This is a genomic window from Thiobacillus denitrificans ATCC 25259 (assembly GCF_000012745.1).
Taxonomy (GTDB): Bacteria; Pseudomonadota; Gammaproteobacteria; order Burkholderiales; family Thiobacillaceae; genus Thiobacillus; species Thiobacillus denitrificans_B.
On sequence record NC_007404.1, the window covers coordinates 906696 to 931524 of the forward strand.

The 24829-nt window shown below is 64.5% G+C and carries 24 protein-coding genes and 1 tRNA gene; 5 read left to right on the top strand and 20 right to left on the bottom strand.

Going from position 1 to position 24829, the window contains the following annotated elements:
- Positions 1 to 69: 69 nt before the first annotated feature.
- Positions 70 to 3495 carry a DNA polymerase III subunit alpha gene (gene dnaE / locus TBD_RS04345; protein ID WP_011311370.1) on the top strand — a complete coding sequence of 1142 codons (3426 nt, stop codon included), beginning with the start codon at positions 70 to 72 and terminating at the stop codon, positions 3493 to 3495.
- Positions 3496 to 3718: 223 nt separating this feature from the next.
- Here dnaE and TBD_RS04350 read toward each other — a convergent pair whose 3' ends face one another.
- From TBD_RS04350 to ispB, 6 genes are all read right to left on the bottom strand, one after another.
- Positions 3719 to 3988, bottom strand: coding sequence for an acylphosphatase (locus tag TBD_RS04350; RefSeq protein WP_011311371.1), 270 nt, complete (start codon positions 3986 to 3988; stop codon positions 3719 to 3721).
- A gap of 4 nt (positions 3989 to 3992) precedes the next feature.
- On the bottom strand, positions 3993 to 6065 hold the full coding sequence (gene metG, locus TBD_RS04355; RefSeq protein WP_011311372.1) for a methionine--tRNA ligase: 2073 nt from the start codon (positions 6063 to 6065) through the stop codon (positions 3993 to 3995).
- Between the two features lie 71 nt (positions 6066 to 6136).
- Positions 6137 to 6739 carry a DUF924 family protein gene (locus tag TBD_RS04360; RefSeq protein WP_041432350.1) on the bottom strand — a complete coding sequence of 201 codons (603 nt, stop codon included), beginning with the start codon at positions 6737 to 6739 and terminating at the stop codon, positions 6137 to 6139.
- A gap of 5 nt (positions 6740 to 6744) precedes the next feature.
- Positions 6745 to 6996 (bottom strand): CDGSH iron-sulfur domain-containing protein, encoded by a 252-nt coding sequence (locus TBD_RS04365; RefSeq protein ID WP_011311374.1) that lies wholly within the window; start codon positions 6994 to 6996, stop codon positions 6745 to 6747.
- A gap of 142 nt (positions 6997 to 7138) precedes the next feature.
- Positions 7139 to 7215, bottom strand: a tRNA-Pro gene (locus TBD_RS04370).
- Positions 7216 to 7285: 70 nt separating this feature from the next.
- Positions 7286 to 8254, bottom strand: a complete 969-nt coding sequence (ispB, locus tag TBD_RS04375) for an octaprenyl diphosphate synthase (protein ID WP_041432352.1) — start codon at positions 8252 to 8254, stop codon at positions 7286 to 7288.
- 178 nt (positions 8255 to 8432) lie between these two features.
- Between ispB and rplU the strand changes: the two genes are divergently transcribed.
- From rplU to cgtA, 3 genes are all read left to right on the top strand, one after another.
- Entirely contained in the window at positions 8433 to 8744 is a 312-nt protein-coding gene (gene rplU / locus TBD_RS04380; protein ID WP_011311376.1) for a 50S ribosomal protein L21, read from the top strand.
- Between the two features lie 12 nt (positions 8745 to 8756).
- The gene (gene rpmA, locus TBD_RS04385) at positions 8757 to 9020 is read left to right on the top strand and encodes a 50S ribosomal protein L27 (protein WP_011311377.1); all 264 of its coding nucleotides are present in this window, start codon (positions 8757 to 8759) and stop codon (positions 9018 to 9020) included.
- 79 nt (positions 9021 to 9099) lie between these two features.
- Positions 9100 to 10152 carry an Obg family GTPase CgtA gene (gene cgtA / locus TBD_RS04390; protein ID WP_011311378.1) on the top strand — a complete coding sequence of 351 codons (1053 nt, stop codon included), beginning with the start codon at positions 9100 to 9102 and terminating at the stop codon, positions 10150 to 10152.
- A 27-nt stretch (positions 10153 to 10179) separates the two neighbouring features.
- Here the strand turns inward: cgtA and TBD_RS04395 are convergent, their stop codons facing one another.
- The 10 genes from TBD_RS04395 to TBD_RS04440 all read right to left on the bottom strand — a co-directional run bounded on the left by TBD_RS04395 (position 10180) and on the right by TBD_RS04440 (position 20208).
- Positions 10180 to 10440: a hypothetical protein gene (locus tag TBD_RS04395; protein ID WP_011311379.1), complete on the bottom strand. Its 261-nt coding sequence runs from the start codon at positions 10438 to 10440 to the stop codon at positions 10180 to 10182.
- Positions 10437 to 12524, bottom strand: coding sequence for a nitric oxide reductase activation protein NorD (locus TBD_RS04400; RefSeq protein WP_238376495.1), 2088 nt, complete (start codon positions 12522 to 12524; stop codon positions 10437 to 10439). Before TBD_RS04400 ends, TBD_RS04395 begins: the two co-directional genes overlap by 4 nt.
- 29 nt (positions 12525 to 12553) lie before the next feature.
- Positions 12554 to 13366 (bottom strand): CbbQ/NirQ/NorQ/GpvN family protein, encoded by an 813-nt coding sequence (locus tag TBD_RS04405; protein ID WP_011311381.1) that lies wholly within the window; start codon positions 13364 to 13366, stop codon positions 12554 to 12556.
- A gap of 4 nt (positions 13367 to 13370) precedes the next feature.
- Complete coding sequence (locus TBD_RS04410) at positions 13371 to 13811, bottom strand: DUF4124 domain-containing protein (protein ID WP_011311382.1); 441 nt, start codon at positions 13809 to 13811, stop codon at positions 13371 to 13373.
- 4 nt (positions 13812 to 13815) lie between these two features.
- Complete coding sequence (locus TBD_RS04415; RefSeq protein WP_011311383.1) at positions 13816 to 14727, bottom strand: YkgJ family cysteine cluster protein; 912 nt, start codon at positions 14725 to 14727, stop codon at positions 13816 to 13818.
- Between the two features lie 179 nt (positions 14728 to 14906).
- A complete protein-coding gene (aprA, locus tag TBD_RS04420) occupies positions 14907 to 16928 on the bottom strand; it encodes an adenylyl-sulfate reductase subunit alpha (RefSeq protein ID WP_011311384.1) in 2022 nt (673 codons plus the stop codon).
- Between the two features lie 18 nt (positions 16929 to 16946).
- Positions 16947 to 17432 (bottom strand): adenylyl-sulfate reductase subunit beta, encoded by a 486-nt coding sequence (aprB, locus tag TBD_RS04425; protein WP_011311385.1) that lies wholly within the window; start codon positions 17430 to 17432, stop codon positions 16947 to 16949.
- Between the two features lie 170 nt (positions 17433 to 17602).
- Positions 17603 to 18811 carry a sulfate adenylyltransferase gene (gene sat, locus TBD_RS04430; RefSeq protein ID WP_011311386.1) on the bottom strand — a complete coding sequence of 403 codons (1209 nt, stop codon included), beginning with the start codon at positions 18809 to 18811 and terminating at the stop codon, positions 17603 to 17605.
- Between the two features lie 170 nt (positions 18812 to 18981).
- Positions 18982 to 19395 carry a hypothetical protein gene (locus TBD_RS04435; protein WP_011311387.1) on the bottom strand — a complete coding sequence of 138 codons (414 nt, stop codon included), beginning with the start codon at positions 19393 to 19395 and terminating at the stop codon, positions 18982 to 18984.
- A gap of 102 nt (positions 19396 to 19497) precedes the next feature.
- Complete coding sequence (locus TBD_RS04440; RefSeq protein WP_011311388.1) at positions 19498 to 20208, bottom strand: type 1 glutamine amidotransferase; 711 nt, start codon at positions 20206 to 20208, stop codon at positions 19498 to 19500.
- Position 20209: 1 nt separating this feature from the next.
- Here TBD_RS04440 and TBD_RS04445 point away from each other — a divergent pair, with 1 nt between their 5' ends.
- Positions 20210 to 20857 (top strand): retropepsin-like aspartic protease family protein, encoded by a 648-nt coding sequence (locus TBD_RS04445; protein ID WP_011311389.1) that lies wholly within the window; start codon positions 20210 to 20212, stop codon positions 20855 to 20857.
- 33 nt (positions 20858 to 20890) lie between these two features.
- Here the strand turns inward: TBD_RS04445 and folE2 are convergent, their stop codons facing one another.
- The 4 genes from folE2 to TBD_RS04465 all read right to left on the bottom strand — a co-directional run bounded on the left by folE2 (position 20891) and on the right by TBD_RS04465 (position 24777).
- Positions 20891 to 21700 (bottom strand): GTP cyclohydrolase FolE2, encoded by an 810-nt coding sequence (gene folE2 / locus TBD_RS04450; RefSeq protein ID WP_011311390.1) that lies wholly within the window; start codon positions 21698 to 21700, stop codon positions 20891 to 20893.
- A 96-nt stretch (positions 21701 to 21796) separates the two neighbouring features.
- Positions 21797 to 23653 carry a 1-deoxy-D-xylulose-5-phosphate synthase gene (gene dxs, locus TBD_RS04455; protein WP_011311391.1) on the bottom strand — a complete coding sequence of 619 codons (1857 nt, stop codon included), beginning with the start codon at positions 23651 to 23653 and terminating at the stop codon, positions 21797 to 21799.
- Position 23654: 1 nt separating this feature from the next.
- Positions 23655 to 24542, bottom strand: coding sequence for a polyprenyl synthetase family protein (locus tag TBD_RS04460; protein WP_041432357.1), 888 nt, complete (start codon positions 24540 to 24542; stop codon positions 23655 to 23657).
- The gene (locus tag TBD_RS04465) at positions 24535 to 24777 is read right to left on the bottom strand and encodes an exodeoxyribonuclease VII small subunit (protein ID WP_011311393.1); all 243 of its coding nucleotides are present in this window, start codon (positions 24775 to 24777) and stop codon (positions 24535 to 24537) included. Before TBD_RS04465 ends, TBD_RS04460 begins: the two co-directional genes overlap by 8 nt.
- Between the last annotated feature and the right edge of the window lie 52 nt (positions 24778 to 24829).

The window sequence follows — 24829 nt, forward strand, 5'->3', positions numbered from 1 at the left end:
TGCCTTTTTGTTTTTTTGCACGCCCCGGTGCGGGCGTAAAATACCGCTCTGCAATTTCGCCGCGTTGCCATGACCGACCCCCGCTTCATCCATCTTCGTCTGCACACCGAGTATTCGATCGTCGACGGCCTGGTGCGGGTCGACGAGGCGGTCAAACGGGCCCGCGAGATCGCGATGCCGGCGCTCGGCGTCTCCGACCTGTCCAACACCTTCGGCTGGGTCAAGTTCTACCGCGCGGCGCGCGGCGCGGGCGTCAAGCCGATCTTCGGCTGCGACGTCTGGGTGAGCAATGCGACCGACCGCAACCGGCCCTCGCGCCTGCTGCTCCTGGTGCAGCACCGCGAAGGCTACCGCCGACTGTGCGAGCTGCTGACGCGCGCCTACCAGGAGAATCTCCACCGCGGTCGCGCCGAGATCGACCCGTCCTGGCTCGCCGAGAACAACGGAGGACTTCTGGCGCTGTCGGGCGGCGACGGCGGCAACGTCGCGCAGGCGATCATCGACGACAAGCCCGCTGTGGCACGCGCGGCGGCCGAGGCCTGGGCCGCGCTCTTCCCGGGCCGTTACTACCTCGAACTGCAGCGCTTCGGCCAGGCGCACACCGAACGGCTGATCGACGGGCTGCTCGACATCGGCGCCGAGCTCGGCCTGCCGGCGGTCGCGACGCATCCGATCCAGTTCCTCGCGGCCGACGATTTCAAGGCGCACGAGGCGCGCGTGTGCATTGCCGAAGGCATGATGCTCGGCGATCCGCGCCGGCCGCGGCCCTTCACGGCGGAACAGTACTTCAAGACCCCCGACGAGATGGCGGCGCTTTTCGCCGACCTGCCCGAGGCGCTCGCCAACAGCGTCGAAATCGCCAAGCGCTGCAATCTCACGCTCGAACTCGGCAAGAGCAAGTTGCCCGACTTCCCGACGCCGGATGGCATGGGCCTCGACGACTACATGCGGCAGCGCGCGTACGAAGGGCTCGCCGAGCGCATGGCCCACCTCTATCCGGACGAAGCCGAGCGCGCGGCGAAGCGGCCCGAATATACCGAGCGGCTCGAATTCGAGCTCGGGACGATCATCCAGATGGGGTTTCCAGGCTATTTCCTGATCGTCGCCGACTTCATCAACTGGGCCAAGAACAATGGCGTGCCGGTCGGGCCGGGGCGCGGCTCGGGCGCGGGTTCGCTGGTCGCCTACTGTCTGCGCATCACCGACCTCGATCCGCTCGCCTACGACCTGCTGTTCGAGCGCTTTCTCAACCCCGAGCGGGTGTCGATGCCCGACTTCGATATCGACTTCTGCCAGGACGGCCGCGACCGCGTCATCCAGTACGTCAAGGACAAATACGGCCATGCGGCAGTGTCGCAGATCGCGACCTTCGGCACGATGGCGGCCAAGGCCGTATTGCGCGACGTCGGCCGCGTGCTCGACCTGCCTTATCTTTTCGTCGACAAGTTCGTCAAGCTCGTGCCGAACGAACTCGGCATCTCGCTCGCCGAGGCGCGCGAAAAGGAACCGCAGATCGACGAGCGGGCGAGGAACGAGGAAGAACTCGCGGAATTGCTGCCGCTCGCGGAAAAGCTCGAGGGCATCACGCGCAACGTCGGCATGCACGCGGGCGGCGTGCTGATCGCGCCGGGCAAGCTCACCGATTTCTGTCCGCTCTACCAGGCCGAAGGCTCGGACGCCGCGGTGTCGCAGTTCGACAAGGACGACGTCGAGGCGATCGGTCTCGTCAAGTTCGACTTCCTCGGCTTGCGCACGCTGACGATCCTGGCCGAGGCGGTCCGCTTCGTGCAGCGCCACGAAGACCGCAAGGACTTCAGGCTGGAGGATCTGCCGCTCGACGACCCGGCGGTGTACCGCCTGTTTGCCGACGGCAACACGACCGCGGTCTTCCAGTCCGAATCGCGCTCGGCGAAGGACCTCGAAAAGCGACTCAAGGGCGACTGCTTCGAGGACATCATCGCGCTGATGGCGTTGAACCGGCCGGGGCCGCTCGGTTCGGGCATGGTCGACGACTTCATCGCGCGCAAGCAGGGCAAGCAGAAACCCGAGTATTTCCATCCCGATCTCGAGCCGGTGCTGAAGTCGACCTACGGCATCATCGTCTACCAGGAGCAGGTCATGCTCGTGGCGCAGATCCTCGCCGGCTACAGCCTGGGTGGCGCCGACATGCTGCGGCGCGCGATGGGCAAGAAGAAGCCCGAGGAGATGGCCAAGCAGCGGGCGATCTTTCTCGAAGGGGCCGACAAGCGCGGGGTCGACGTCAAGATCGCCGAGCGCCTGTTCGACCTGATGGAGAAGTTCGCGGAATATGGCTTCAACAAGTCGCACTCCGCGGCCTACGCGCTGGTCGCCTATCACACGGCCTGGCTCAAGGCCTATTACCCGGCCGAGTTCATGGCGGCGACGATGTCGTCGGAAATGTCGGACACCGACAAGGTGCGGATCTTCTACGAAGACTGCCGGGCCAACGGGCTGACGATGTTGCCGCCCGACATCAACCTCTCCGGCTATCGCTTCGATCCGGTCAGCCGAACCGAGATCCGCTACGGCCTCGGCGCGATCAAGGGCAGCGGCGAAGCCGCGATCGGCGCGATCGTCGCCGAGCGTGGGGCGAACGGCCCGTACAAGGGTCTTTTCGACCTTGCGCGGCGGGTCGACAAGCGCTATCTGAACCGCCGCGTGCTCGAGGCGCTGGTCAAGGCGGGCGCGTTCGACAGCCTCAGCGACCACCGCGCGAGCCTCATGGCGTCGATCGGCGTCGCCCTCGAGACCGCTGACCGCGCGGCCCGCAGCGGCGGGCAAGTCGGGCTGTTCGGCGAAGTGCTCGAAGGCGGCGGTGAGGATCTGGTCGACGTGCCGTACTGGCCCGAGCAGGAAAAGCTGCTGCAGGAAAAGTCCGCGCTCGGCTATTTTTTCAGCGGGCACCCGTTCACCGCCTACCTTGCCGAAGTGTCCGGTTTCGCCAAGCGGCGGCTCGACAGCCTCGAACCCGCGCGCGAACCCGTGATGCTCGCCGGCGTCGCGGTGTCTTTGCGCACGCAGATGACGCGGCGCGGCAAGATGCTGATCCTGCTGCTCGACGACGCGACAGCCCAGGTCGAAGTCGTGATCTTCAATGAGCTCTACGAGCAGAGCCGCCATCTCCTCAAGGACGACGCGCTGCTCGTCATCGAAGGCAAGGTCAGCCGCGACGACTATTCAGGCGGCGTGCGGGTGACGGCCGAGCGCATCTACGATCTCGCCGGCGCGCGCACGCGCTTCGCCCAGGGGCTCCGGCTGGTCTGCAACGGCCAGTCCAGCGGGAGAGCACTGAGCGAGCTGCTCGCGCCCTATGCGATGGAGGAGGGCGGCTGCCCCGTCTGGATCGAATACCACAACCACAACGCGCGTTGCCGCGTGCGCCTGGGCGAGCGCTGGCGCGTCCGTCTCGACGACCGCCTGATCGAGTCGCTCGGCGGCTGGCTCAAGCCCGAGGCCGTCAGCGTCATCTACTGACACCCCGCCGTCTATCGACGCGGCCTCTGGCATAAAACTACCAATTCGTGAATTGCCCGTGAATAAGGCTTGACATGCATTTCGTTATATTAGAGAATTCTAATAACACGAAGCGACTGCAACGGTCACTGAGTGTTGTCTCCTCCAATCCTCCTCCTTTGGTGGATACTCTGCCCGGCTCTCGCGAGCTGGGCATTTTTTTGTCCTTTTTTGGTGGCGGTGGCTAGTCGCTGCGCTTCTCGAAGCCGCTGTATTCGCCTTCCGTCTCGCTGAGGTCGACGCGTTCGACGTGCGCGAGCGGCGGCCCCATTTTCGCCCAGGCGACAAGCGCCGCGACGGCTTCGTCGGTCCCCTGGACGACTGCTTCCACTGAGCCGTCCGGCCGGTTCCTTACCCAGCCGTCGACGCCGAGGCGCTCGGCCTCGCGCCGCATCGATTCGCGGAACCATACCCCCTGGACGCGGCCCTCGATCTGCAGGTGCAGCGTCTTCACCGGCTTACTTGACCTTCATGCCCGGCTCGGCGCCGCTGTCGGGCGAGAGGATGAAGAGGCCGGGCACGTCGTCTTTATGCCCGTCGGGGTTGGAGGCGGCGAGCACCATGCCCTCGCTCATGCCGAACTTCATCTTGCGCGGCGCGAGGTTGGCGACCATGACGGTCAGCCGGCCGACCAGCGCTTCGGGCGCGTAGGCCGACTTGATGCCGGCGAATACCTGGCGGGGGCCGAGTTCACCGACGTCGAGCGTCAAGCGCAGCAGCTTGTCGGCGCCTTCGACGTGCTCCGCGTTGGCGATGCGCGCGATGCGCAGGTCGACCTTCGCGAAGTCGTCGATCGAGATCGTCTCGGTCTTCGGTGCTTCGACGGCCTGCGCGGCATGCGCCTGCGCCTCGGCGTGGCGGGCGGGGGCCGGGGCGGGAGTGGGTTCGAGGTTCTGCTTGTTGGCGTCTACCATGGCTTCGATGGATTTGGGATCGATGCGGGTCATGAGATGGCTGTATGCGTTGATGGCCTGGCGGATGAAAAGACTTCGCGCGTCTTTCCACGTGAGGGCGGGGATGTCGAGGAAGCGCTCGACTTCGCCGGCGAGCTTGGGCAACACGGGCTTGAGGTAAAGCGTGAGCAGGCGGAACAGGTTGAGCGCGACCGTGCAGACCTCGTGCAGGCGGTAGACCGCTGCGTCGTCCTTGGCCAGTTCCCACGGCTTTTCGTCGGCAACATACTGGTTCGCGCGGTCGGCGAGCGCCATGATCTCCCTGAGCGCCTTGGCGTAGTCGCGCGCCTCGTAGTGCGCGGCGATCGTGTCGGCCGCGGCCTGGAATTCGCCGATTAGTTCAATGTTGCCGACGCCGTCGGCGAGCTTGCCGTCGAACTTCTTGTGGATGAAGCCGGCCGTGCGGCTCGCGATATTGATGAACTTGCCGACGAGGTCCGAGTTCACGCGCGCGACGAAGTCGTCGAGGTTGAGATCGATGTCCTCCATCGTGCCGTTGAGCTTCGCAGCGTAGTAGTAGCGCAGCCACTCGGGGTTGAGGCCTTGGTCGAGATAGCTCGACGCGGTGATGAAGGTGCCGCGCGACTTCGACATCTTCTGGCCGTTGACGGTCAGGAAGCCGTGCGCGTAGACGGCGGTCGGCAGGCGGTGGCCGGAGAACTTGAGCATCGCCGGCCAGAACAAGGCGTGGAAATACAGGATGTCTTTGCCGATGAAGTGCACGAGTTCGGTCTTCGAATCCTTGCCCCACCAGGCGTCGAAGTCGAGGCCGTGGTCCTTCGCATATCTGGCGAAGCTCGCCATGTAGCCGACCGGCGCGTCGAGCCAGACGTAGAAATACTTGCCCGGCGCGTCGGGGATCTCGAAGCCGAAGTAGGGCGCGTCGCGGCTGATGTCCCAGTTGTTGAGTCCCGCCGCGAACCACTCCTGCATCTTGTTAGCGGCCTCGGCCTGCAGCGTCCCTGAGGTGGTCCACTCGCGCAGAAAGGCCTCGCAGTCGCCGAGCTTGAAGAAGTAGTGCTCGGAATCCTTGTGCACCGGCGTCGCGCCCGACACCGCCGAGACGGGGTTCTTGAGCTCGGTCGGGCTGTAGGTCGCGCCGCAGACCTCGCAGTTGTCGCCGTACTGGTCCGCCGCGCCGCACTTCGGGCATTCGCCCTTGATGAAGCGGTCGGGCAGGAAGAGGTTCTTCACCGGGTCGTACAGCTGCGCGATCGTCTTCACCTCGATCAGCCCGGCGTCCTTCAAGGCCAGGTAGATCTTCGATGCGTGTTCGCGGTTCTCGTCCGAGTGCGTCGAGTAATAGTGATCGAAGCCGATGTGGAAGCCCGCGAAATCGCGCGTGTGTTCGGCCCACACGCGCTGGATCAGCGCCTCGGGTGTGATGGCTTCCTTCTCGGCGCGCAGCATGATCGCGGTGCCGTGCGTGTCGTCGGCGCACATGTAGCGGCAGTTGGTGCCCCGCATTTTCTGGAAACGCACCCAAATGTCGGTCTGGATGTACTCGACCAGATGACCCAGATGAATGCTGCCGTTGGCGTAGGGCAGCGCAGAGGTGACGAGGATTTGACGGGACATGAACAGCGGACGGGTCGCTCAGGAAGCCGCAATTTTAGCGCGAGCGGCCGCCGGCGCTGGATGAGCTTCGCCTAAAAACCCGAGCCCGGCTGCTTGAGGAATTCGATTTCGGCCGGTGACGACGCGCGGCCGAGGATCGCGTTGCGGTGCGGAAAGCGACCGAAGCGCGCGACGACGTCGCGATGTCGCCGCGCGTAATTGAGAAAATCATCGAACACGGCGCGCTCGGGCGGCGCCGCCTCGCCGGCCAGCGTTTCGAATAGCGACACCGCCTGCTCCTGCACCGCGAGCGACTCGGCATGCTCGAGCGGCAGGTACAGGAATACGCGTTCGAGGGGCGCAAGTTCCCGGTCTTCCCCCGTAGCGATCGCCGCGAGGCTCAGCGTCAGCGCCTGCGCGTCGCAGGCGAAGGCCTCGCGCCGGCCGCGGTAGACGTGATGCGGGAACTGGTCGAGGACGATCACCAGCGCGAGCCTTCCGCGCGGCGTCTTTGCCCAGGCGTCAAGCGCCCCGTGCGCGGCTTGTTCGAGCGTCTGGCCGAACCGCTCGCTTACCGCGACATCGTTCTCAGGGGTTTTACCGAACCACAGCTTGCGCTGGCGCGCCGCGGTCTCGGCCGCGCTGCCCGGCGGGCCGAACCAGAACGCGAGCACGCTTTCCGGAGTCGACCCCACGGGGCTCAGAAAATGTCGTCGGGCAATTGCTCGTGCGTGCCGTCGCAGAACGGCTTGTCCTTCGTATGCTTGCAATTGCAGAGCCAGACCGTAGTTTTTTCGTTGATGACGAAGGAAACCGGCTCGAGTCCTGTACCTTCGTGCGAGCCGTCGCAGAACGGCTGGGTCATCGAACGCCCGCAGGAACACCACCAGTATTCGCCGGGCTCGAGTTCGAGTTCGGCAGGATTGCGATCGTAGACGACGGGTTCGGACATGCTGGCTCCAGGGCGAAAAACCTCATTCTAGCCGTGACCGTCGCGCGCAAATCCGCGTCGGGTGTAGGCCAATTCGCTTCGTACGGGGAGAATGTCCCTTGGCAGGGAGATTGAGATCCACGCCCCGAGAGAGGGGAATTCGTGGTCGGGGTGAGAGGATTCGAACCTCCGACTCCTGCGTCCCGAACGCAGTACTCTACCAGGCTGAGCTACACCCCGAGGCAGATGGACGGTCAATAGTGGGTACTGAACCGATTTTGTAACTACCGGGAAACACCAGATTTCGTGGTCAAAAACTTCGCTCGACCGCGAAAGCCGCCAATTGTAGCAAAGCTGTTTTGGAATTTGAATCCGGCAGACGAGAAATTGCTGCATTGGCCGTCTGCACTTCGCGCTGTGCGACTTCACGCGTGTATTGCAGCGCGTTGGTATCCTTGATCGCGGCGAGCACGCTCTGGAATTCGGTCAGGCCGCCGTGTTCGATCGCGTGACGAATGCTCGCGGCCTGCGCCGCGCTGCCGTGCTTCATGGCATAGAGGAGCGGCAGCGTGGGCTTGCCTTCGGCGAGGTCGTCGCCGATGTTCTTTCCGGTCTTGAGGAAGTCGCCCGAGTAGTCGAGCACGTCGTCGATCAACTGGAAGGCAGTGCCGAGGTGCATGCCGTAGCGCGCCAGTGCGTCCTTGTCGGCTTCGCTGCCGCCGCCGATGACAGCGCCGAGGCGTCCCGCGGCCTCGAACAGCTTCGCGGTCTTGTAGCGGATCACGCGCAGATAGTTTTCTTCGTCGATGTCGGGGTCGTGGCAGTTGAGCAGCTGCAGGACCTCGCCTTCGGCGATGGTATTGGTCGCATCGGACAGGATGCGCATGACTTCCATGTTGTCGACGCCGACCATCATCTGGAACGCGCGCGAATAGAGGAAGTCGCCCACCAGCACGCTCGCCGCGTTGCCGAACAGCGCGTTGGCGGTTTCGCGGCCGCGACGGAGTTCAGATTCGTCGACGACGTCGTCGTGCAGCAAGGTGGCCGTGTGGATGAACTCGACGACCGCGGCGAGTTCGTGATGCGCCTGTCCGCGGTAGCCGAAGCAACCGGCCGACAGCAGCACGAGCGCCGGACGCAGGCGTTTGCCCCCGCTGTTGATGATGTATTCCGAGACCTGGCGGATCAGCACCACGTCGGAATACAGGCGCTCGCGGATGACATGATCGACGGCGCGCATATCATCGGCCAGAAACGATTGCAGGCTTTCCAGGGACACGATAGGGGATGGGGGAGCGGTTGCGAAATCAGCAATGGTAGCAGTGTGGGCGCCGTTTTTCATTTGCGCGAGCGACCGATTGACGCATCGTGCCGAGCGCCCGAAAGCGTTTGACTCGGCGGAGGGGAGCCGCTAGAATCTCGCGTTTTCCTGGGTTCGTATTGGTTGGAGACCCCCCATGTACGCAGTCATCAAAACCGGCGGCAAGCAATACCGCGTGAGCGCCGGCGACAAACTTAAAATTGAGAAGCTCGAAGCCGAAGTCGGCAGCGAGATCACCTTCGACCAAGTGTTGATGGTTGGCGACGGGGCCGACATCAAGATGGGCGCGCCCCTGCTGCGCGGCGCAACCGTCAGCGCCACCGTGCTGAACCAGGCCCGCGGCGACAAGATCAAGATTTTCAAGATGCGCCGCCGCAAGCACTACCGCAAGAGCCAGGGCCATCGCCAGTACTTCACCGAAGTGCAAATCGGCGGCATCACTGCATAAGGAGCACACGACATGGCACACAAGAAAGCAGGCGGCAGCTCGCGTAACGGCCGCGATTCCGAGTCGAAGCGTCTGGGCGTGAAGCGTTTCGGCGGTCAAGTGGTTCTGGCCGGAAACATCCTCGTGCGTCAGCGCGGCACCCAATTCCACCCCGGCGACAACGTCGGCATCGGCAAGGATCACACCTTGTTCGCGAAGACCGACGGCACGGTCAAGTTCGAGATCAAGGGTGCGGCGCGTCGGAAAGTGGTTCGTATCGAGCCGCTCGCGGCCTGATCGCGCTTGAACTGAAGCGCCTCCCGCGAAAAAAGCCCTGTCCGCCGGATAGGGCTTTTTTGTTTATGGACACACTCCCATGAAATTCATCGACGAAGCAAAGATTACGGTTCTGGCCGGCAAGGGCGGGGACGGCAGCGCTTCGTTTCGGCGCGAGAAGTACATCCCGAAGGGGGGACCCGACGGCGGCGACGGCGGCCGCGGCGGCAGCGTCTACGCAGTCGCCGACCGCAATGTCAACACGCTCGTGGAATTTCGCTATACGCGCATCTTCAAGGCGCAGAAGGGCGAGAACGGCCGCGGTGCGCAATGCTACGGCAAGGCCGGCGACGACCTCACGATCCGCGTTCCGGTCGGCACGGTGTTCAGCGACGTCAACAGCGGCGAAGTCGTCGCCGATCTCGCCGAGGACGGCGAGACCGTGTGTCTGGCGAAAGGTGGCAAGGGCGGATTGGGCAATATCCATTTCAAATCGAGCACCAATCGCGCACCGCGCCAGCACACACTCGGCGAACCGGGAGAGGAATGGGAGCTCGCGCTCGAGTTGAAGGTGCTGGCCGACGTGGGTCTGCTCGGCATGCCGAACGCGGGCAAGTCGACGTTCATACGCGCCGTCTCGGCGGCCCGGCCCAAGGTGGCGGACTATCCGTTCACGACGCTGGCGCCGAATCTGGGCGTCGTGCGCGTCGACAGTGAACGCAGCTTCGTCATCGCCGACATCCCCGGGCTGATCGAGGGGGCGGCGGAGGGCGCGGGCCTTGGCCACCAGTTCCTCCGCCATTTGCAGCGCACGCGCCTGCTGCTGCATCTGGTCGACATTTCGCCGCGCTGGGAAGCCGGCGATCCCGTGCACGAGGCGCGCGCGATCGTCGAGGAACTGCGCAAGTACGACCAGGCGCTCTACGAGAAGCCGCGCTGGCTCGTCCTCAATAAACTCGACATGGTCGATGAAGGCGAGCGCGAAGCGGTCGTCGCGAAATTCGTCGAGGATTATGGCTGGAATGGGCCGGTTTTTGCGATCTCGGCGCTCGACGGCAGCGGTTGCAGCGCGCTGACCTACGCCGTGATGGACTACCTCGGGATGCTTGCGCCGCGGCACGAGGCCGAAGACCCGGCCCCGCCCGCCAGCTGACTCCGGCTGGCGGCGGGTGCACCGCCTTCAGGACGTCGCGGGTTCGTCGGGTGCGCGCTTCCAGTCGTTTTCCAGCAGTTCGACCCGGTGCTTCGCCCACTGTGCGAATTCTGCCGGACTGCAGTGGCCTTTCTTGCGGCGACATACGCCCGCCACGCCGCGGAAGCGGGCGCGGGGCGCGCCGCTGCCATCGTCGGTCAGGATTTCGAGGAGCTGACGCACGCCCCAGGTCCTGCCGTAGGCGCCGTTGCTGTAGAAACAGCCTACCTTGAGTTCGTCCAGGCTCATGTCGTGATGCGTCGATAGATGTCGGTGACCTTGAGCGGCAATTGTCGCACGTCGTCGAGAAGGACGTAGCGCGCGGCGCCGTACATGTGCGGAAGGTAATCGCGCGCCTCGCGGTCGAGCGTGATGCAGAAGGGGTGGATGCCGGTCCGGCTCGCCTCGAGCAGCGCCATGCGCGTGTCCTCGACACCGTACTCGCCGCGGTAGACGTCGAAGTAATCGTCCGGACGGCCGTCCGAAAGCGTCACGAGCACCCGGGTCCGAGCGTCGACCTGGTTGAGCAGTTTGCTGAGGTGACGCAGCGCGAAGCCCATGCGCGTGTATTCCTGCGGGCGTATCCCAGAGATGCGCGCCTTCACCTCGTCGTCATAGGGCTCGTCGAAGGTCTTGATCCGGAAGAGTTCGCAGCGTTTGCGCGTGGTGCCCGAGAAACCGTAGATCGCGTAGCGGTCGCCGAGCAGTTCGAGGGCTTCGCACAGCAGGATCAGCGCCTCGCGTTCGGCCTCGTTGATCCAGCCTTTGGTCGAGCCGCTCATGTCGACCAGGAACGCGACGGCGATGTTGCGTTCGGCGCGGTGCAGCCGGACGAACAGCCGGTCGCTCATTTCGCGTCCGTCCTTCGCGTCGGCGAGGGCCTCGACCAGCGCGTCGAGGTCGATCTCGTCGCCCTGCGTCTGTCGCCGGTCGAGCCGGTTCTCGTCGCGCAGGGCTTCGAATTTCCGGCGCAGCTGCTTGACCGCGCCTTGATGCTTGACCAGCGTCTGGCGGTAGAAATCGTCCTGGATCGGCGGCACGGTCTTTTCCCGCATCACGCACCAGTTCTTGCGGTAATGCTGACGGCCGTGATCCCATTCCGGATACAGTTCCGCGCCTTTCTCGTGATAGGTGCCGTGCCACACCGCGTCGGGGTCCTCGGGCCGGTCGAAGACCAGGTTGGGATCGTATTCGCCCTCGCCGGCCGGCGTGAGGTATTCGGGTGGGATCTCGCCGAAATCGAGGTAGACCGAGGTGAGCAGTTGGCGGACGTCGTCGGGCGGCGCGAGCGGAACGCCGTCGAGCGTGATGTCGAAGTCGAGCTGGCCGCCTTCGTCGCGCGGCTCGACCTCGGCCGCTGGCGGATGCGTATCTTGGGAAGCGGCCGACGCGCGGTTTTCGGCCTGCTCCTCGAGGAGTTCGGCGAGCCGCACGCGCAGCCGCGCCTTTTCCTTGTCCAGGCGTGCCGCGCGGGCCGCGGCGACGGCGTCGGGGCGCAGGTCGAGCTGACCAGTCCAGCGCGGAGACTCAGGTTCGGCGTAAGCCGCAGCGAGAAGCGCGAGGCTGTCGTCGATGCTCGCATCGTCCCGCGTGAGCCGCGCCGCGAAGGCCTGCCACGCGGGAGTCAGAGGCTCGGCGACGCGCGCCAGACGCTGCATCTCGCGGTGGAGTCCCGGCAGGTCGCGCGCGATGCGGGCGCTCAAGCGAAGCGTCTCGAGCGCGTTGAGCCGGCTCAACGCGCGCTCGGGGTCGGCATAGCCCGCCGCGATCTGCGCATGGTCGACGCGCAAGGTGCCGAAGCGGGTCTGCGCCCAGGCGAGCGCGACCATGACCTTGGCGAGCTGAAAGTTGTCGTCGCGGTCGGAAAATTCGGCGACGAGCGGCGGCAGCACGATCCGTTCGCCGTCGGTCCATGCCTTGTCGCCTTCCTCGATGCGCAACCGGCGTCCCGACAGGCCGCAGACGAAATTGCCGAGGACCGGCGCAAAATCCTCGAACAGTGCGCCGGCGGCGTCGTGTTTGTGCTGCGCCGGGTCGAAGCTGTCGACCTGCTCCATGACCCGGAGCGCGGTCTGCAGGCCGGTGCGGTCGAAGACGTCGCAGGTGTGCACGGCCCATGCCTCGAGCAGGCGCCGTTCCATGCGCGGCAACAGGGCCGGCGCGCGGCGTCCGAATTGCCAGGCGAGCGTGATGTGCGTCGACGCGATCCGCCGGATCCAGCCGAGGATGAAGTCCTGGTCGTCGCGCGCAAGCGCCGCGAGTTCGCCGGCCAGCTCCTCGACCTTGAAGTAGGTGAACTCGGTTTCCAGCCAGGTATGGAGGCTGGCTTCCATGTCGGCGGCGGAAAGCGGCGGCCGCGCCATCAGAAGACGGACGAGGAGAGTTCCTGAATCGCCTTGAGCATGTCCGCGTCGTCCGTCACCGCTTGTGCGACGGCCGATTTGCACGCCGTAACCGGGCTGATCCCGTCGCTGATCAGTTTCCCGGCGTGCACGAGCAGGCGCGTCGACGCGCCTTCCTCGAGCCCGCTGCCTTTGAGGTTGCGCGTCATCTGCGCAAACCGCACGAGCTTGTCGGCGACGGCGTCGGACACGCCGGACTCGGTGGCGACGATACGCTGCTCCAATGCGGCGGAGGGATAGTCGAATTCGAGCGCGACGAAACGCTGCCGCGTCGACTGCTTGAGGTCCTTCAACACGCTCTGGTAGCCCGGGTTGTAGGAAATCGCCAGGCAGAATTCTGCGGGCGCCTCGAGCATCTGGCCGAGCTTCTCCATCGCCAGGGTGCGGCGGTCGTCGGCGAGCGGATGGATCACGACCATCGTGTCCTTACGCGCCTCGACGATTTCGTCGAGATAGCAGATGCCGCCGCAACGCACGGCGCGCGTCAGCGGCCCGTCGACCCAGACCGTTTCGCCGCCCTTGACCAGATAACGCCCGACGAGGTCCGACGCGGTGAGATCGTCATGGCAGGAAACGGTGATCAGCGGCCGCTGCAGGCGCCACGCCATGTGTTCCATGAAACGGGTCTTGCCGCAGCCGGTCGGGCCTTTCAGCAGTACGGGAATCCGCTGTCGATAGGCGGCCTCGAAGAGCGCGATTTCCTCGCCGACAGGCTCGTAATAGGGCTCCTTCTCGATCAGGCGCTCGGTCGGGTCGAGAGTGCGCGCATTCATGGACTCAGAAACAGCCAGCCTGCTGCTTTTTGCGTTGGAGATCCTTGATTTCGCGCCCCCATTTGTCCGCCTCGTCGAGGGTGTAGCCCTTGCGTCGCGCCTGGTCCATCGTGTCCGTCACGCGGCCGAGTTTCTCAGTGATCGCGTCGCAGCGTCGTGCGTCGCTCGTCGCGACCCGGCGCATGCGGATGCCTGCCGCCGCCGGCTGGCCGGTCTCACGATCGAGCGTCGGTGTGGCCGTGACGACGGGCGCCGCCTTGGCCCCGGCGGGCGGCTCGGGTGGCGGGTCGATCGGCAGTGCCTCGACGTGCCGGGCGCCGCGGCATGGGAGATTCGAATAGGTCACCTCGCCCGCCGCGCCGACGCACTTGTTGAGGCTCTCGGCGCCGGCTACAGGCGGCAGCAGCAGAGCGGCGAGGACGGCAGAGGCGAGCAGGCGGCGCATGGTCTCAGTGATCGGCTGAATATTTGTCGTCCTCCAGCGCCATCTTCTGCTGGAATGCGGCTTCCTTCTCCTGCTCGGCCAGAGCCCGGCGACGGGCGAGACGCTTCTCGTAGGCGTCCGGCCGCTCCTCGACGAATTTTTCGCCGAACAGCGCGTGGCGCAGGAAGTTCAGGCCGAAATCGAGCAGGGCTTCGTCGTCGGCGATGAGCGTCGCCATGATTTCGACCGGAATGTCGTAGGTGTCGTTGAAACTCGGGCTCATGACGAAGGCACGGAAGCGGTCGACGTCGTAGCTCGCCATGAAGAACAACTGGTTGGAAACCGGAGTCGGCTTGCCGATGGCAGGGCCGGCCGATTTGCGCTTGACCACCAGCTGGCGCCATGCATGCCCTTTCCGGTCGTACTCGTCAACGCCCTGTTCGTGGCGGTATTCCTCGATGGTCTGGATCTTATCCTCGAAGTGGCCAAGGCAGTGGGGTTCCCTCACCAGCGCGTAGGCGCTGCGGTCGACGTACTCGTCCGAACGGCGCATGGTCAACAGCGCCACCGGGTAATAGCGGCAGGCGGTGGGGCGGTCTTCGTAGACGCCGCAGCCTTCCGGCGTCATGAACTGGCAGGCAGTACCGCCTTCGACCGGGTTCAGTTTGATGCCGGGCATGCCGTCCTTGTCCATCTCGAACGGCACCGAGTACTGCTTGAGGAATTCGCCGGACGACATGTCCAGGCGCTTTTTCAGACGCAGGACGTCGTAGGGGGTCAAAGGAATGTCGATGTTGCTGCAGCAGGCATTCCAGCACTTGACGTCGCGATGGCAGCGGAACTGCAGCTTGGCGTCTTCGGCCAGCATGGTGGGTTTGACCGGGCTGCCCGCGAACGGGGAGTCTTCGATCAGGTCTTTGAATTCGGCTTCATTCATGGTTCAACCTCATGGGGCACGGCCCCTCACTTCAAAAATCAAATAACACACAGTCGGGAGTGCGTAGGGTACGCGCTTTCGGCTGGATGCTGAACAACCTTGCTCGCATTGCAGCTATTGAAGCCGGAAAAAAACCGGGCGCCATGGAGGCGCCCGGAGTTCACTGCAATACTAAGCGATTAGTGGGCAGCGGGCTTGAACAGCTTGGACTTGTCGACCAGATCCACGTGGGCACGCTTGAAGCAGTTCCACTGCTTGGAGTTCTTGTCGTAGACCGAGTTCACGAAGCAGTGCCAGTTTTCCTCATCGACGAAGTTCTTGTCCATGCGGTAGTAGAAGCCGGGGTAACGGCTTTCTTCGCGGAACTGGATGTGCTTCATGTGGGCTTCGGCCGTCAGGATGCGGTGGTAGTTTTCCCACGCGCGCAGCAGCTCGTGCAGGTCCTTCGCACGCATCTTCTCGGCGTCTTCCTTCAGCATGCCGAGCTTGTCTTCGGCCACGGCCAGCATGTTGGCGTTGGTCTTGTAGTAGGTCGCGACGCCGGCAACATACTCGTCCATGATTTTCTGCAGACGGAACTGCAGCATCTTGGGGGTGATGTAGTTGGGGTTGACGTCGATCGCCGTGGTGTAGTCCTTGTGCTCGAGGAAGGTGCGCACCGGCTTGTAGATCTCTTCCACCAGTTGCTCGACGGGGGTGTCGAGTTCCGGCTTCCAGTCCTTGTTGTCGATGCAGTACTTGACCATGGACTTGGCGCACATGCGACCTTCGGCGTGCGAGCCGGAGGAGAACTTGTGGCCGGATGCGCCCACGCCGTCGCCGGCGGTGAACAGACCCTTGACCGTGGTCATCGAGCGATAGCCCCAGTTCCAGCCCTTGGGCAAGTGAGCCGGGATCTTGGCCGCATCGGCGTGGGCTTCGTCGGTGGGAGCGCCGACGTCCTCGGGGCCCGACACCCAGATGCCGCAGCAGCCGGAGTGGGAACCCAGCAGGTAGGGCTCGGTCGGCATCAATTCGGAGTTCTTCTTCTCCGGCTCGATGTTCTCGCCCACCCAGATGCCGCACTGGCCGACGCACATGTCGAGGAAGTCTTCCCAGGCTTCGGCCTCGAGGTGCTTCACTTCGCGCGGGGTCAGGGTTTCACGCAGCTTCGCCAACGCGGTCACGGTGTCCATGTAGATGGGGCCGCGGCCTTCCTGCATTTCCTTCAGCATCAGGTGGTTGCGCAGACAGGAGGCCGGCACCGCAGCCTGGCCGTAGGGGGGGTAGTCGTTCAGCAGTTCCTTGTTCTTCTGCATGTAGACTTCGCCGTAGGCGTTGACGGCCTGGGCCTTGAACAGCAGGAACCAGGCGCCGACCGGGCCGTAACCGTCCTTGAAGCGGGCGGGAACGAAACGGTTTTCCATCATCGTCAGCTCGGCGCCGGCTTCGGCAGCCATGGCGTAGGTCGAGCCGGCGTTCCACACCGGGTACCAGGCACGGCCGGTACCTTCGCCGACGGAGCGCGGGCGGAAGATGTTCACGCAGCCACCGGCAGCCAGCAGGATGGCCTTGGCCTTGTAGACGACGACCTTGTGGTCGCGGGTCGAGAAACCGACGGCACCGGCGATGCGGCTCGGGTCGTTCTTGTCGTTGACCAGCTTGACGATGAAGATGCGCTCTTCGATGCGATCCATGCCGAGCGCTTTTTTGGTGGCTTCTGCAACGATCCATTTGTAGGACTCGCCGTTGATCATGATCTGCCATTTGCCGGAACGTACGGGCTTGCCGCCGTCCTTCAGCGCGGGCAGGCCCTGGGCGCCGTCGTGGCGCTCGCCGTTTTCGTCGGTTTTCCAGATCGGCAGGCCCCATTCTTCGAACAGGTGCACCGAATCGTCGACGTTGCGGCCCAGGTCGTAGGCCAGGTCGTCGCGGGTGATGCCCATCAGGTCGTTGGAGACCATGCGGGCATAGTCGGCGGGATCCTGCTCGGAACCGATGTAGGTGTTGATCGCGGACAGGCCCTGCGCCACGGCGCCGGAACGGTCCATCGCGGCCTTGTCGACCAGCTTGATCTTGAGGTCCATGCCCAGCTCCGCCTTGGCGGCGTCGGCCCAGCGCATGATTTCGTAACCGGCGCCGCAGCATGCCATGCCACCACCGATCAGAAGGACGTCGACGTCCTCTTGGACAACTTCGGGATTACCAAATTCTCCAGCCATTTCGTTTACCTCTCTAAATTACTTGCGAATCAGTTCAGCGGGATTGCCCGGACGGTAGCCCTTGGTGATGCCGCCGTCGGCCGAGCCGGTGAAGAAGCCGGTTGCCGTGAGGTCGGCGAGCTTGGCCGTGGGCTTGCCGCCGAAGGGATCGATCGAGCCTTCGGGCGTCGTGCGGATCGGGAACTTGAAGCGCTTGAGCGTGCCGTTGCGGAACTTGATGGTCCACATGATCGAGTCGGAGCCGCGCAGGGGCTGCACCATGCCACCCAGAGGCACGACGTCGGCGTAGTGACGGGCTTCGATCGCTTGCTGCGGGCAGATCTTGACGCAGGAATAGCACTCCCAGCACTGCTCGGGCTCCTGGTTGAAGGCGCGCATGGCGTGGCCAGTTTCCGAACCGTCCTTGTCCAGCTTCATCAGATCGTGCGGGCAGATGTACATGCAAGCGGTCTTGTCCTGACCTTTGCAGCCGTCGCACTTGTCGGTACGAACGTAGGTTGGCATTACAGTCTCCTAAAGTTAGCTAACAATCCGCGTACGTCGCGGTCCATTTAGAACTGAACCCGTCCTTGGCCGGGGCGTGTCGCGAATCCGCTTCCGGTAGGCTCGTGTCCTAAAACTCTCCCTGTCCCCGATCCCGGACAGGCAACGGGTGGCCGCAGCCGCCCGAAAATTCACGCCGCCGAATGTCCCTTCAATTCGACCTTGACGTTCTGCTCTGCAGAGAGCCCCGCGTAGTATTTCTGCAAGACCTTCGCGACTTCGGGGCGGCTGAATTCGACCGGCAGATCCTGCCCTTCGGAGAGCATCGCGCGGACCTTGGTGCCGGACAGCAGGATGCGGTCGTCCTTGGTGTGCGGGCAGGTGCGCTGGCTGGCCATGCCGCCGCACTTCTTGCACCAGAAGGTCCAGTCGATGTTCATGTTCACGGTCTCGAGCGAACCCTTGGGGATCTCGTCGAAGATCTTCTGCGCGTCGAAGGGGCCGTAGTAATCGCCGACACCGGCGTGGTCGCGGCCAACGATCAGGTGCGAGCAGCCGTAATTCTGGCGGAACAGGGCGTGCAGCAGGGCCTCGCGCGGACCGGCGTAGCGCATGTCGAGCGGGTAGCCGGCCTGGATCACGGTGTTGGGGGCGAAGTAGTTGTCGATCAGGGTCGCGATCGCTTCCGAGCGCACCTCGGCCGGGATGTCGCCGGGCTTGAGCGCGCCGAGCAGCGAGTGGACCAGCACGCCATCCATCGTCTCGATCGCGATCTTCGCCAGATATTCATGGCTGCGGTGCATCGGGTTGCGGGTCTGGAAGGCGGCGACGCGGCTCCATCCCATCTGTTCGAACTTGGCGCGGGTCTCCGCGGGGGTCATGAACTGCTCGCCGTACTCTTCCTTGAAGTTGCCCGTCGACAGCACCTTGACCGGGCCGGCCAGGTTGTATTTGCCCTGCGCCATGACCATCTTGACGCCGGGGTGCTCCATGTCGGTCGTCTTGTACACCTGCATGCACTCGTGGGCCTTGTCGATGGTGTACTTGTCGGTCACCTTCATCGTGCCCATGATTTCGCCGGTCTCGGCGTCGACCAGGGCGAGCTCGTCGCCGTCCTTGATCGACTCGTCGTCGGTCGAAAGCGTGATCGGAATGGGCCAGAACAGGCCGTTGGTCATCTTGTAGCCGTCGCATACGCCCTGCCAGTCGGACTTGGTCATGAAGCCATCGAGCGGGGTGAAGCCGCCGATGCCCATCATGATCAGGTCGCCGGTTTCGCGGGAGCTCATCTTGAGTTGGGGCAGCGAGGCCGCGCGCGCCTTTTCGGCGGAGAGTGCGTCGCCCGTCAGCAGCAGGGGTTTGAGTTCACCGCCACCGTGGGGGCGTACGAGTTTGGACATGGTGCGGGTCTCCTCAGACTGGATGGGGGTATTTCAGAGTTGGGGCAGAATAGCACCGGCCAGAACGCGTGAATAATGCTTTATTTTTATTTGAGGATAAGCGGGTTTGATTTAGTCGAGGCGATAAAAAAGCCCGGATAGTCCGGGCTTTTTTATTCTGAAACAATGGCTTATGCGTCGAAGAACGCGGGCATGTCCGTCGGCTCGGTCTTGATGACGTCGACCCAGGCGGGCCTGTTCGCGGCGCCCGCAGCGGCCAGTTTTTTCGTGTCCTCGTACAGCGTTTTCCAGCGGTTGTAGAGGCAATCGCTTACCTTGCGCATCCCCGAATCGAAGTAGGAATTGTGCAGGTCGCCGACGGTGCGGGTGAAGGATTCCATCTGCTCGAGCAGGTTATGCGGGTAGCCCTGGCGGTTCGGATCCGCGTATTTGACCATCTCGCGCTTGACGGCGCGGACGAAGACTTTCTGACCTTCGGTCAGGTCGGCTTCGGTACGCGGCGCGCCGCCGTAGTTCATCAACTCGCGGACGAAGCCGTTGAGGCGTTCACCGAAATCGAAATTGGCGTAGTCGACGTTTTGCATAACTCCTCCGTTTCAGATGGTGCTCAGACTGGATGTGCTTCCGATGCCTATCCTACGCCGCGCCGTGCCGCTGTCCAGCGTCTCCTCGAGCCGGCCGCACGGTCAGCGGCTAAGCCCTTGAATCCAGCGGGAATAAATTTTGTCGGCGAGCCTGTGAAGCGGCGCGATGCGTTCGACCGTCTCGGCTGCGATGGTTTCGGGGGCCTGCACGGCCGGGCTTTCGCGCGCCCCGGCGATTTCGTCCGCCCCGTGTTCGCACCAGGTGGCGATGAGTTCAGGCGTCATCTCGATGTGGCACTGCATGCCGAGGTGGATGCCGTTCAGCACGTAAGCCTGGTTCGCGCACCACGCGCTTTCGAGGATGCGCGTCGCACCCGCCGGCAGCGCGAAGGTTTCGCCGTGCCAGTGGAAGACCTGTAGCGGCTCGGCGTCGTCCCCGAGCCAGGGGCCCGCGGCGGGGTCGGTGACCCGTACCTCGCCCCAGCCGATTTCCTTGACCGGATTTGCGCCGACGCCCGCGCCAAGTGCCTTGGCCATCAGTTGGCCGCCCAGGCAATGGCCGATCACGGGTATGTCCGCTGCCACTGCCTGCCGGATCAACGCGAGCAAAGGCGATATCCAGGGCAGATCGTCGTTCACGCTCATTGGTCCGCCCATCAAGCAGACGCCGGAAACGCCGTTAAGTGCGGAGGGCACGGGTTCGCCGGCGTCGATACGGACCAGGTGCCAGGGAATGTCGTGGCGGTCGAGAAAGCTCGCGAAGTAGCCGGGCCCCTCGATCGGGGAGTGCTGAAAAATCAGAACAGGATGCATGATGGTCTTCAAGCAGGGAATCCGGGCGTTCATCTTAACCGCCGGCGTGTTTGCGTGCACCGCGGTGTCAGCGACCAGCGTGGCCGTGGTCGGCCTCTTCAGGGACAAGGCCATCGTCAGCATTGACGGCGGCAAGCCGCTCACGCTGAGCCGCGGCCAGACGGTAAGCGGCGTGACCTTGATCGCCGCCGACTCGGACCGCGTCGCGGTGGATGTCGACGGAGAGCGCCGCAGCCTTGGCATGGGACAGTCGTTTGCCGGGGGCGCTCAGACGGCCGCGCGCCAGTCGGTTTCGCTGACGGCCGATGCGCGCGGTCACTTCGCGGCGAATGGCGCGCTGAACGGGTACCCGATCACGTTTCTGGTCGACACCGGCGCTACCGCGGTCGCGATCGGTGCGGCGGAAGCCCGCCGGCTCGGGCTCGACTACCGCAGCGGCACGGCCGCGCGCGTCAACACGGCCGCGGGCGCCGTGCCGGCTTGGCGGGTGACGTTCCACACGGTGAAGGTGGGCGGTATCAGCGTCAATCAGGTCGAGGGGCTGGTCGTCGAAAGCGGACTCGACGTACCCCTGCTCGGCATGAGCTTTCTCAACCGGATGGACATGACGCGCGACGGCCAGACGATGACGCTGACGCGTCGCTACTGACGACGACCGCTGTAGCGGCCAGGTCGCAGGCGCCTATTTTTTGCGCTTGTCGTGCTCGATCAGCGCGTAGGCGCTGTGGTTATGGATCGACTCGAAGTTCTCCGCCTCGACCACGTAGGCGTCGATCAGCGGCTCGGCATTCATCGCCGCCGCGACGTCGCGCACGATGTCCTCGACGAACTTCGGATTGTCGTAGGCGCGCTCGGTGACGTATTTCTCGTCCGGGCGCTTGAGCAGGCCGAACAGTTCGCACGACGCCTGATCCTCGACCTTGCGCACGAGATCCTCGATCCACAGGAAGCCGCGGGTTTTCGCCGTGACGGTGACGTGCGAGCGCTGGTTGTGCGCACCGTATTCGGAAATTTTCTTCGAGCAGGGGCACAGGCTGGTCACCGGCACGACGACCTTCGTGGTGTGCGTGTACTGGCCGTTCTCGATCGCGCCGACGAAGGTGACTTCGTAGTCGAGCATGCTCTGCACGCCGGACACGGGCGCCGACTTGTTGATGAAGTAGGGGAACGTCATCTCGATGTAGCCCGATTCGGCTTCCAGGCGCTCGACCATCTGCCGCAGCATGCCCTCGAAATTCTCGACCGAGATTTCGCGCTCGCGCGTGTTGAGGATTTCGATGAAACGCGACATGTGCGTGCCCTTGAAGTTATGGGGCAGGAATACGTACATGTTGAAATTCGCGATCGTGTGCTGCACGCCGTCGGCCTTGTCGGCGACGCGGACGGGATGGCGAATGCTCTTGATGCCGACCTTGTCGATGGCGATTTGCCGGGTATCGGCCGAGCTTTGCACGTCTGGCATGCAAACGGCGGTGTCGCAAATCTCGTTCATGGAAGGCTCCTCGATGGCAATTTAGACCAAGTATAAACTGCCATAATAGTTGAGTAAACTACTCGGACTTAGCCGAGCCCCGCGCGCGGGGCTGCTTTACTCCGGTAGCGCGGCGAGGCGCTCACTCACGGCGCGCTCGATCCCGGGGGCGTCGAGGCCGCAGGCGGCGAGCATCGCGGCAGCGTCGCCGTGCTCGATGAACACGTCCGACAGTCCCAACTGCAGGACGGGGACGACGATTCCGAGCTGTGCCAGGAGTTCCGCCACGGCCGCACCGGCACCGCCGGCCACCGCGTTTTCCTCGAGCGTCACGAGCAGGCGGTGGCCCGCTGCGAGCTCGCCCACGAGGTCGACGTCGAGCGGCTTGACGAAGCGCATGTCGGCGACCGTCGCATCGAGCCGCTCCGCGGCAGTCAGGGCGGGGGCGACGAGGCTGCCGAAAGCGAGCAGGGCGACGTCGCGACCCCGGCGGCGGCACACGCCCTTGCCGATCTCGACCGGTTCGAGCCCGGGTTCGATCGCCGCACCGGTGCCGCAGCCACGCGGATAACGAACGGCCGCCGGCCCGTCGTGCAGGAAGGCCGTGCTGAGCAGGCGACGGCATTCGTTCTCGTCGGAAGGTGCGGCGATCACGAGATCGGGCACGCAGCGCAAAAACGACAGATCGAAGCTGCCGGCGTGCGTCGGCCCGTCCGCGCCGACGAGGCCGGCGCGGTCGATCGCGAGCGTCACAGGCAGATTCTGCAGCGCGATGTCGTGGATCAGTTGATCGTAGGCGCGCTGCAGGAAGGTCGAATAGATCGCGACGACGGGCTTGACGCCCTCGCAGGCGAGGCCTGCGGCGAAGGTCAGCGCGTGCTGTTCGGCGATGCCGACGTCGAAATAGCGCTCGGGGAATTCCTGCGAAAAGCGCACCAGGCCGGAGCCTTCGCGCATCGCCGGCGTGATGCCGACGAGACGCGGGTCGGACGCCGCCATGTCGCACAGCCAGTCGCCGAATACCTCGGTGTAGCTCGGCTTGCCCGCGCGTTTTTCGGCGACGCCAGCGGCGGGGTCGAAGCGCGCGACGCCGTGGTAGAGGCAGGGATTCGTTTCGGCGGGCGTGTAACCCTTGCCCTTGCGGGTGACGACGTGCAGGAACTGCGGCCCGCGCAGGTGGCGAATATTGCGCAGCGTGTTGACCAGCACGTCGAGGTCGTGGCCGTCGATCGGTCCGATGTAGTTGAAGCCGAATTCCTCGAACAAGGTGCCGGGCGTCACCATGCCCTTCATATGTTCCTCGGCACGCTTGGCGAGCTCGCGGATCGGCGGCGCGACCGACAAGACCTTGTCGCCGGCGCGCCGCGCGGCGGCGTAGAAGCGGCCCGACATCAGGCGCGCGAGGTAGTTGTTCAGCGCGCCGACGTTTGGCGAAATCGACATGTCGTTGTCGTTCAGGACCACGAGCAGCGGCAGTTCGGTCGCACCGGCGTTGTTGAGCGCCTCGAAGGCCATGCCCGCGGTCATCGCGCCGTCGCCGATCACCGCAACCGCGCGCTGGTCGGAGCCGAGTTGATGGAAGGCTTCGGCCATCCCGAGGGCCGCCGAGATTGACGTGCTCGAATGTCCGGTGCCGAAGGCGTCGAACTCGCTCTCGGCCCGGCGCGGGAAACCGGCGATCCCGCCGCGTTGCCGGAGCCCCTGCATCGCGTCGCGCCGGCCGGTGAGTATCTTGTGGGTGTAGCTCTGGTGCCCGACGTCCCAGACGATGCGGTCACGCGGCGTGTCGAATACGTAATGCAGCGCGAGCGTGAGTTCCACGGCGCCGAGGTTGGAGGCGAGATGGCCGCCGGTGCCGGCGACCGAATCGATGAGGAAGGCGCGCACTTCCGCGGCGAGCCCGGGCAGCTCGGCGGCGGGCAGGGCGCGCAGATCGGCCGGGCTTTCTATCGTGTCGAGCAGCGACGCCGGCATGTCAGAACGTCCGCTCGACGACGAAATCCGCCAGCTCGCGCAGGCGTCGCGCGGACGGACCGAGCGGATCGAGCGCGGCGCAGGCGTCGGCGCGCAATTCCAGGGCCCGTTCGCGGGCGCGTTGGACGCCGAGCAGACTGACGTAGGTCGGCTTGTTGTTCGCCGCGTCCTTGCCCGCGGTTTTGCCGAGCGTCGCGGTCGACGCCTCGGCGTCGAGCACATCGTCGACGACCTGGAAGGCGAGGCCGATGCATTTCGCGTAATGGTCGAGCGCCGTGCGCGCAGGCTCCGACAGCGTGCCGCACTCGGCGCCGAGCAGGACCGACGCGCGGATCAGGGCGCCCGTCTTGTGGATGTGCATGAATTCGAGTTCGGTGAGGTCGAGAGACTTGCCGACGTTCGCGAGGTCGATCGCCTGGCCGCCGGCCATGCCGCGCGAGCCGGACGCCCGGGCCAGCAGCTGCACCATCGCGAGTTGCGTCGAAGCGGCCTGCGCCAGTCCGGGGCTCGCCAGGATGTCGAAGGCGAGGCTCTGCAGCGCGTCGCCCACGAGCAGCGCGGTCGGCTCGTCGAACTCGACATGGACGGTGGGCTTGCCGCGGCGCAGCGCGTCGTCGTCCATCGCCGGCATGTCGTCGTGAACGAGCGAATAGGCGTGAATCAATTCGACCGCGGCCGCCGCGTGCTGCACCTGTTCGACGGCGGCGCCCGTGACGTCGCCGGCGGCGAACGCCAGCAGCGGACGCACGCGTTTTCCGCCGCCCAGCACCGCGTAGCGCATGGCCTCGTGCAGCCGCTTCGGTGCAATGTCGGACGGCGGCAGCCGCTCGGCCAGCACGTGTTCGATACGCGCCTGGCATGCCTGTGTCCAGGCGGAAAAATCACTCATCACTGTCTTGGGGATTGAAAGGCTGAAGCGTTCCGTTTTCGAGAATCCGGACCTGCTGCTCGGCGTCGGCCAGCTGCTGGCGGCAGTACTGCAACAGTTCGGCGCCGCGTCGGTAGGCGACGAGCGAGGCCTCGAGCGGGAGTTGGCCCGCTTCCATCTCGGCCACGATCGCTTCGAGTTCGGCGAGCGCGGACTCGTAGTCTTTGGGTGCGGCGGCAGCCCGTGGCTTGGCCATTCAATTCATCCGGCTGGGGCAAAGAACGCTACTTTAACAAATTCGGCTCGCA

What these genes read in the sequence shown, in the direction of transcription:
- sat (WP_011311386.1), bottom strand. Translation starts at nt 18,811, where the DNA reads ATGTCCAAACTCGTACGCCCCCACGGTGGCGGTGAACTCAAACCCCTG.
- TBD_RS04460 (WP_041432357.1), bottom strand. Translation starts at nt 24,542, where the DNA reads ATGAGTGATTTTTCCGCCTGGACACAGGCATGCCAGGCGCGTATCGAA.
- TBD_RS04400 (WP_238376495.1), bottom strand. Translation starts at nt 12,524, where the DNA reads ATGGAAGCCAGCCTCCATACCTGGCTGGAAACCGAGTTCACCTACTTC.
- dxs (WP_011311391.1), bottom strand. Translation starts at nt 23,653, where the DNA reads ATGCCGGCGTCGCTGCTCGACACGATAGAAAGCCCGGCCGATCTGCGC.
- TBD_RS04405 (WP_011311381.1), bottom strand. Translation starts at nt 13,366, where the DNA reads ATGAATGCGCGCACTCTCGACCCGACCGAGCGCCTGATCGAGAAGGAG.
- rpmA (WP_011311377.1), top strand. Translation starts at nt 8,757, where the DNA reads ATGGCACACAAGAAAGCAGGCGGCAGCTCGCGTAACGGCCGCGATTCC.
- TBD_RS04440 (WP_011311388.1), bottom strand. Translation starts at nt 20,208, where the DNA reads ATGCATCCTGTTCTGATTTTTCAGCACTCCCCGATCGAGGGGCCCGGC.
- TBD_RS04415 (WP_011311383.1), bottom strand. Translation starts at nt 14,727, where the DNA reads ATGAATGAAGCCGAATTCAAAGACCTGATCGAAGACTCCCCGTTCGCG.
- aprB (WP_011311385.1), bottom strand. Translation starts at nt 17,432, where the DNA reads ATGCCAACCTACGTTCGTACCGACAAGTGCGACGGCTGCAAAGGTCAG.
- TBD_RS04395 (WP_011311379.1), bottom strand. Translation starts at nt 10,440, where the DNA reads ATGAGCCTGGACGAACTCAAGGTAGGCTGTTTCTACAGCAACGGCGCC.
- TBD_RS04445 (WP_011311389.1), top strand. Translation starts at nt 20,210, where the DNA reads ATGGTCTTCAAGCAGGGAATCCGGGCGTTCATCTTAACCGCCGGCGTG.
- TBD_RS04410 (WP_011311382.1), bottom strand. Translation starts at nt 13,811, where the DNA reads ATGCGCCGCCTGCTCGCCTCTGCCGTCCTCGCCGCTCTGCTGCTGCCG.
- TBD_RS04465 (WP_011311393.1), bottom strand. Translation starts at nt 24,777, where the DNA reads ATGGCCAAGCCACGGGCTGCCGCCGCACCCAAAGACTACGAGTCCGCG.
- folE2 (WP_011311390.1), bottom strand. Translation starts at nt 21,700, where the DNA reads ATGAACGAGATTTGCGACACCGCCGTTTGCATGCCAGACGTGCAAAGC.
- metG (WP_011311372.1), bottom strand. Translation starts at nt 6,065, where the DNA reads ATGTCCCGTCAAATCCTCGTCACCTCTGCGCTGCCCTACGCCAACGGC.
- dnaE (WP_011311370.1), top strand. Translation starts at nt 70, where the DNA reads ATGACCGACCCCCGCTTCATCCATCTTCGTCTGCACACCGAGTATTCG.
- aprA (WP_011311384.1), bottom strand. Translation starts at nt 16,928, where the DNA reads ATGGCTGGAGAATTTGGTAATCCCGAAGTTGTCCAAGAGGACGTCGAC.
- cgtA (WP_011311378.1), top strand. Translation starts at nt 9,100, where the DNA reads ATGAAATTCATCGACGAAGCAAAGATTACGGTTCTGGCCGGCAAGGGC.
- TBD_RS04365 (WP_011311374.1), bottom strand. Translation starts at nt 6,996, where the DNA reads ATGTCCGAACCCGTCGTCTACGATCGCAATCCTGCCGAACTCGAACTC.
- TBD_RS04435 (WP_011311387.1), bottom strand. Translation starts at nt 19,395, where the DNA reads ATGCAAAACGTCGACTACGCCAATTTCGATTTCGGTGAACGCCTCAAC.
- rplU (WP_011311376.1), top strand. Translation starts at nt 8,433, where the DNA reads ATGTACGCAGTCATCAAAACCGGCGGCAAGCAATACCGCGTGAGCGCC.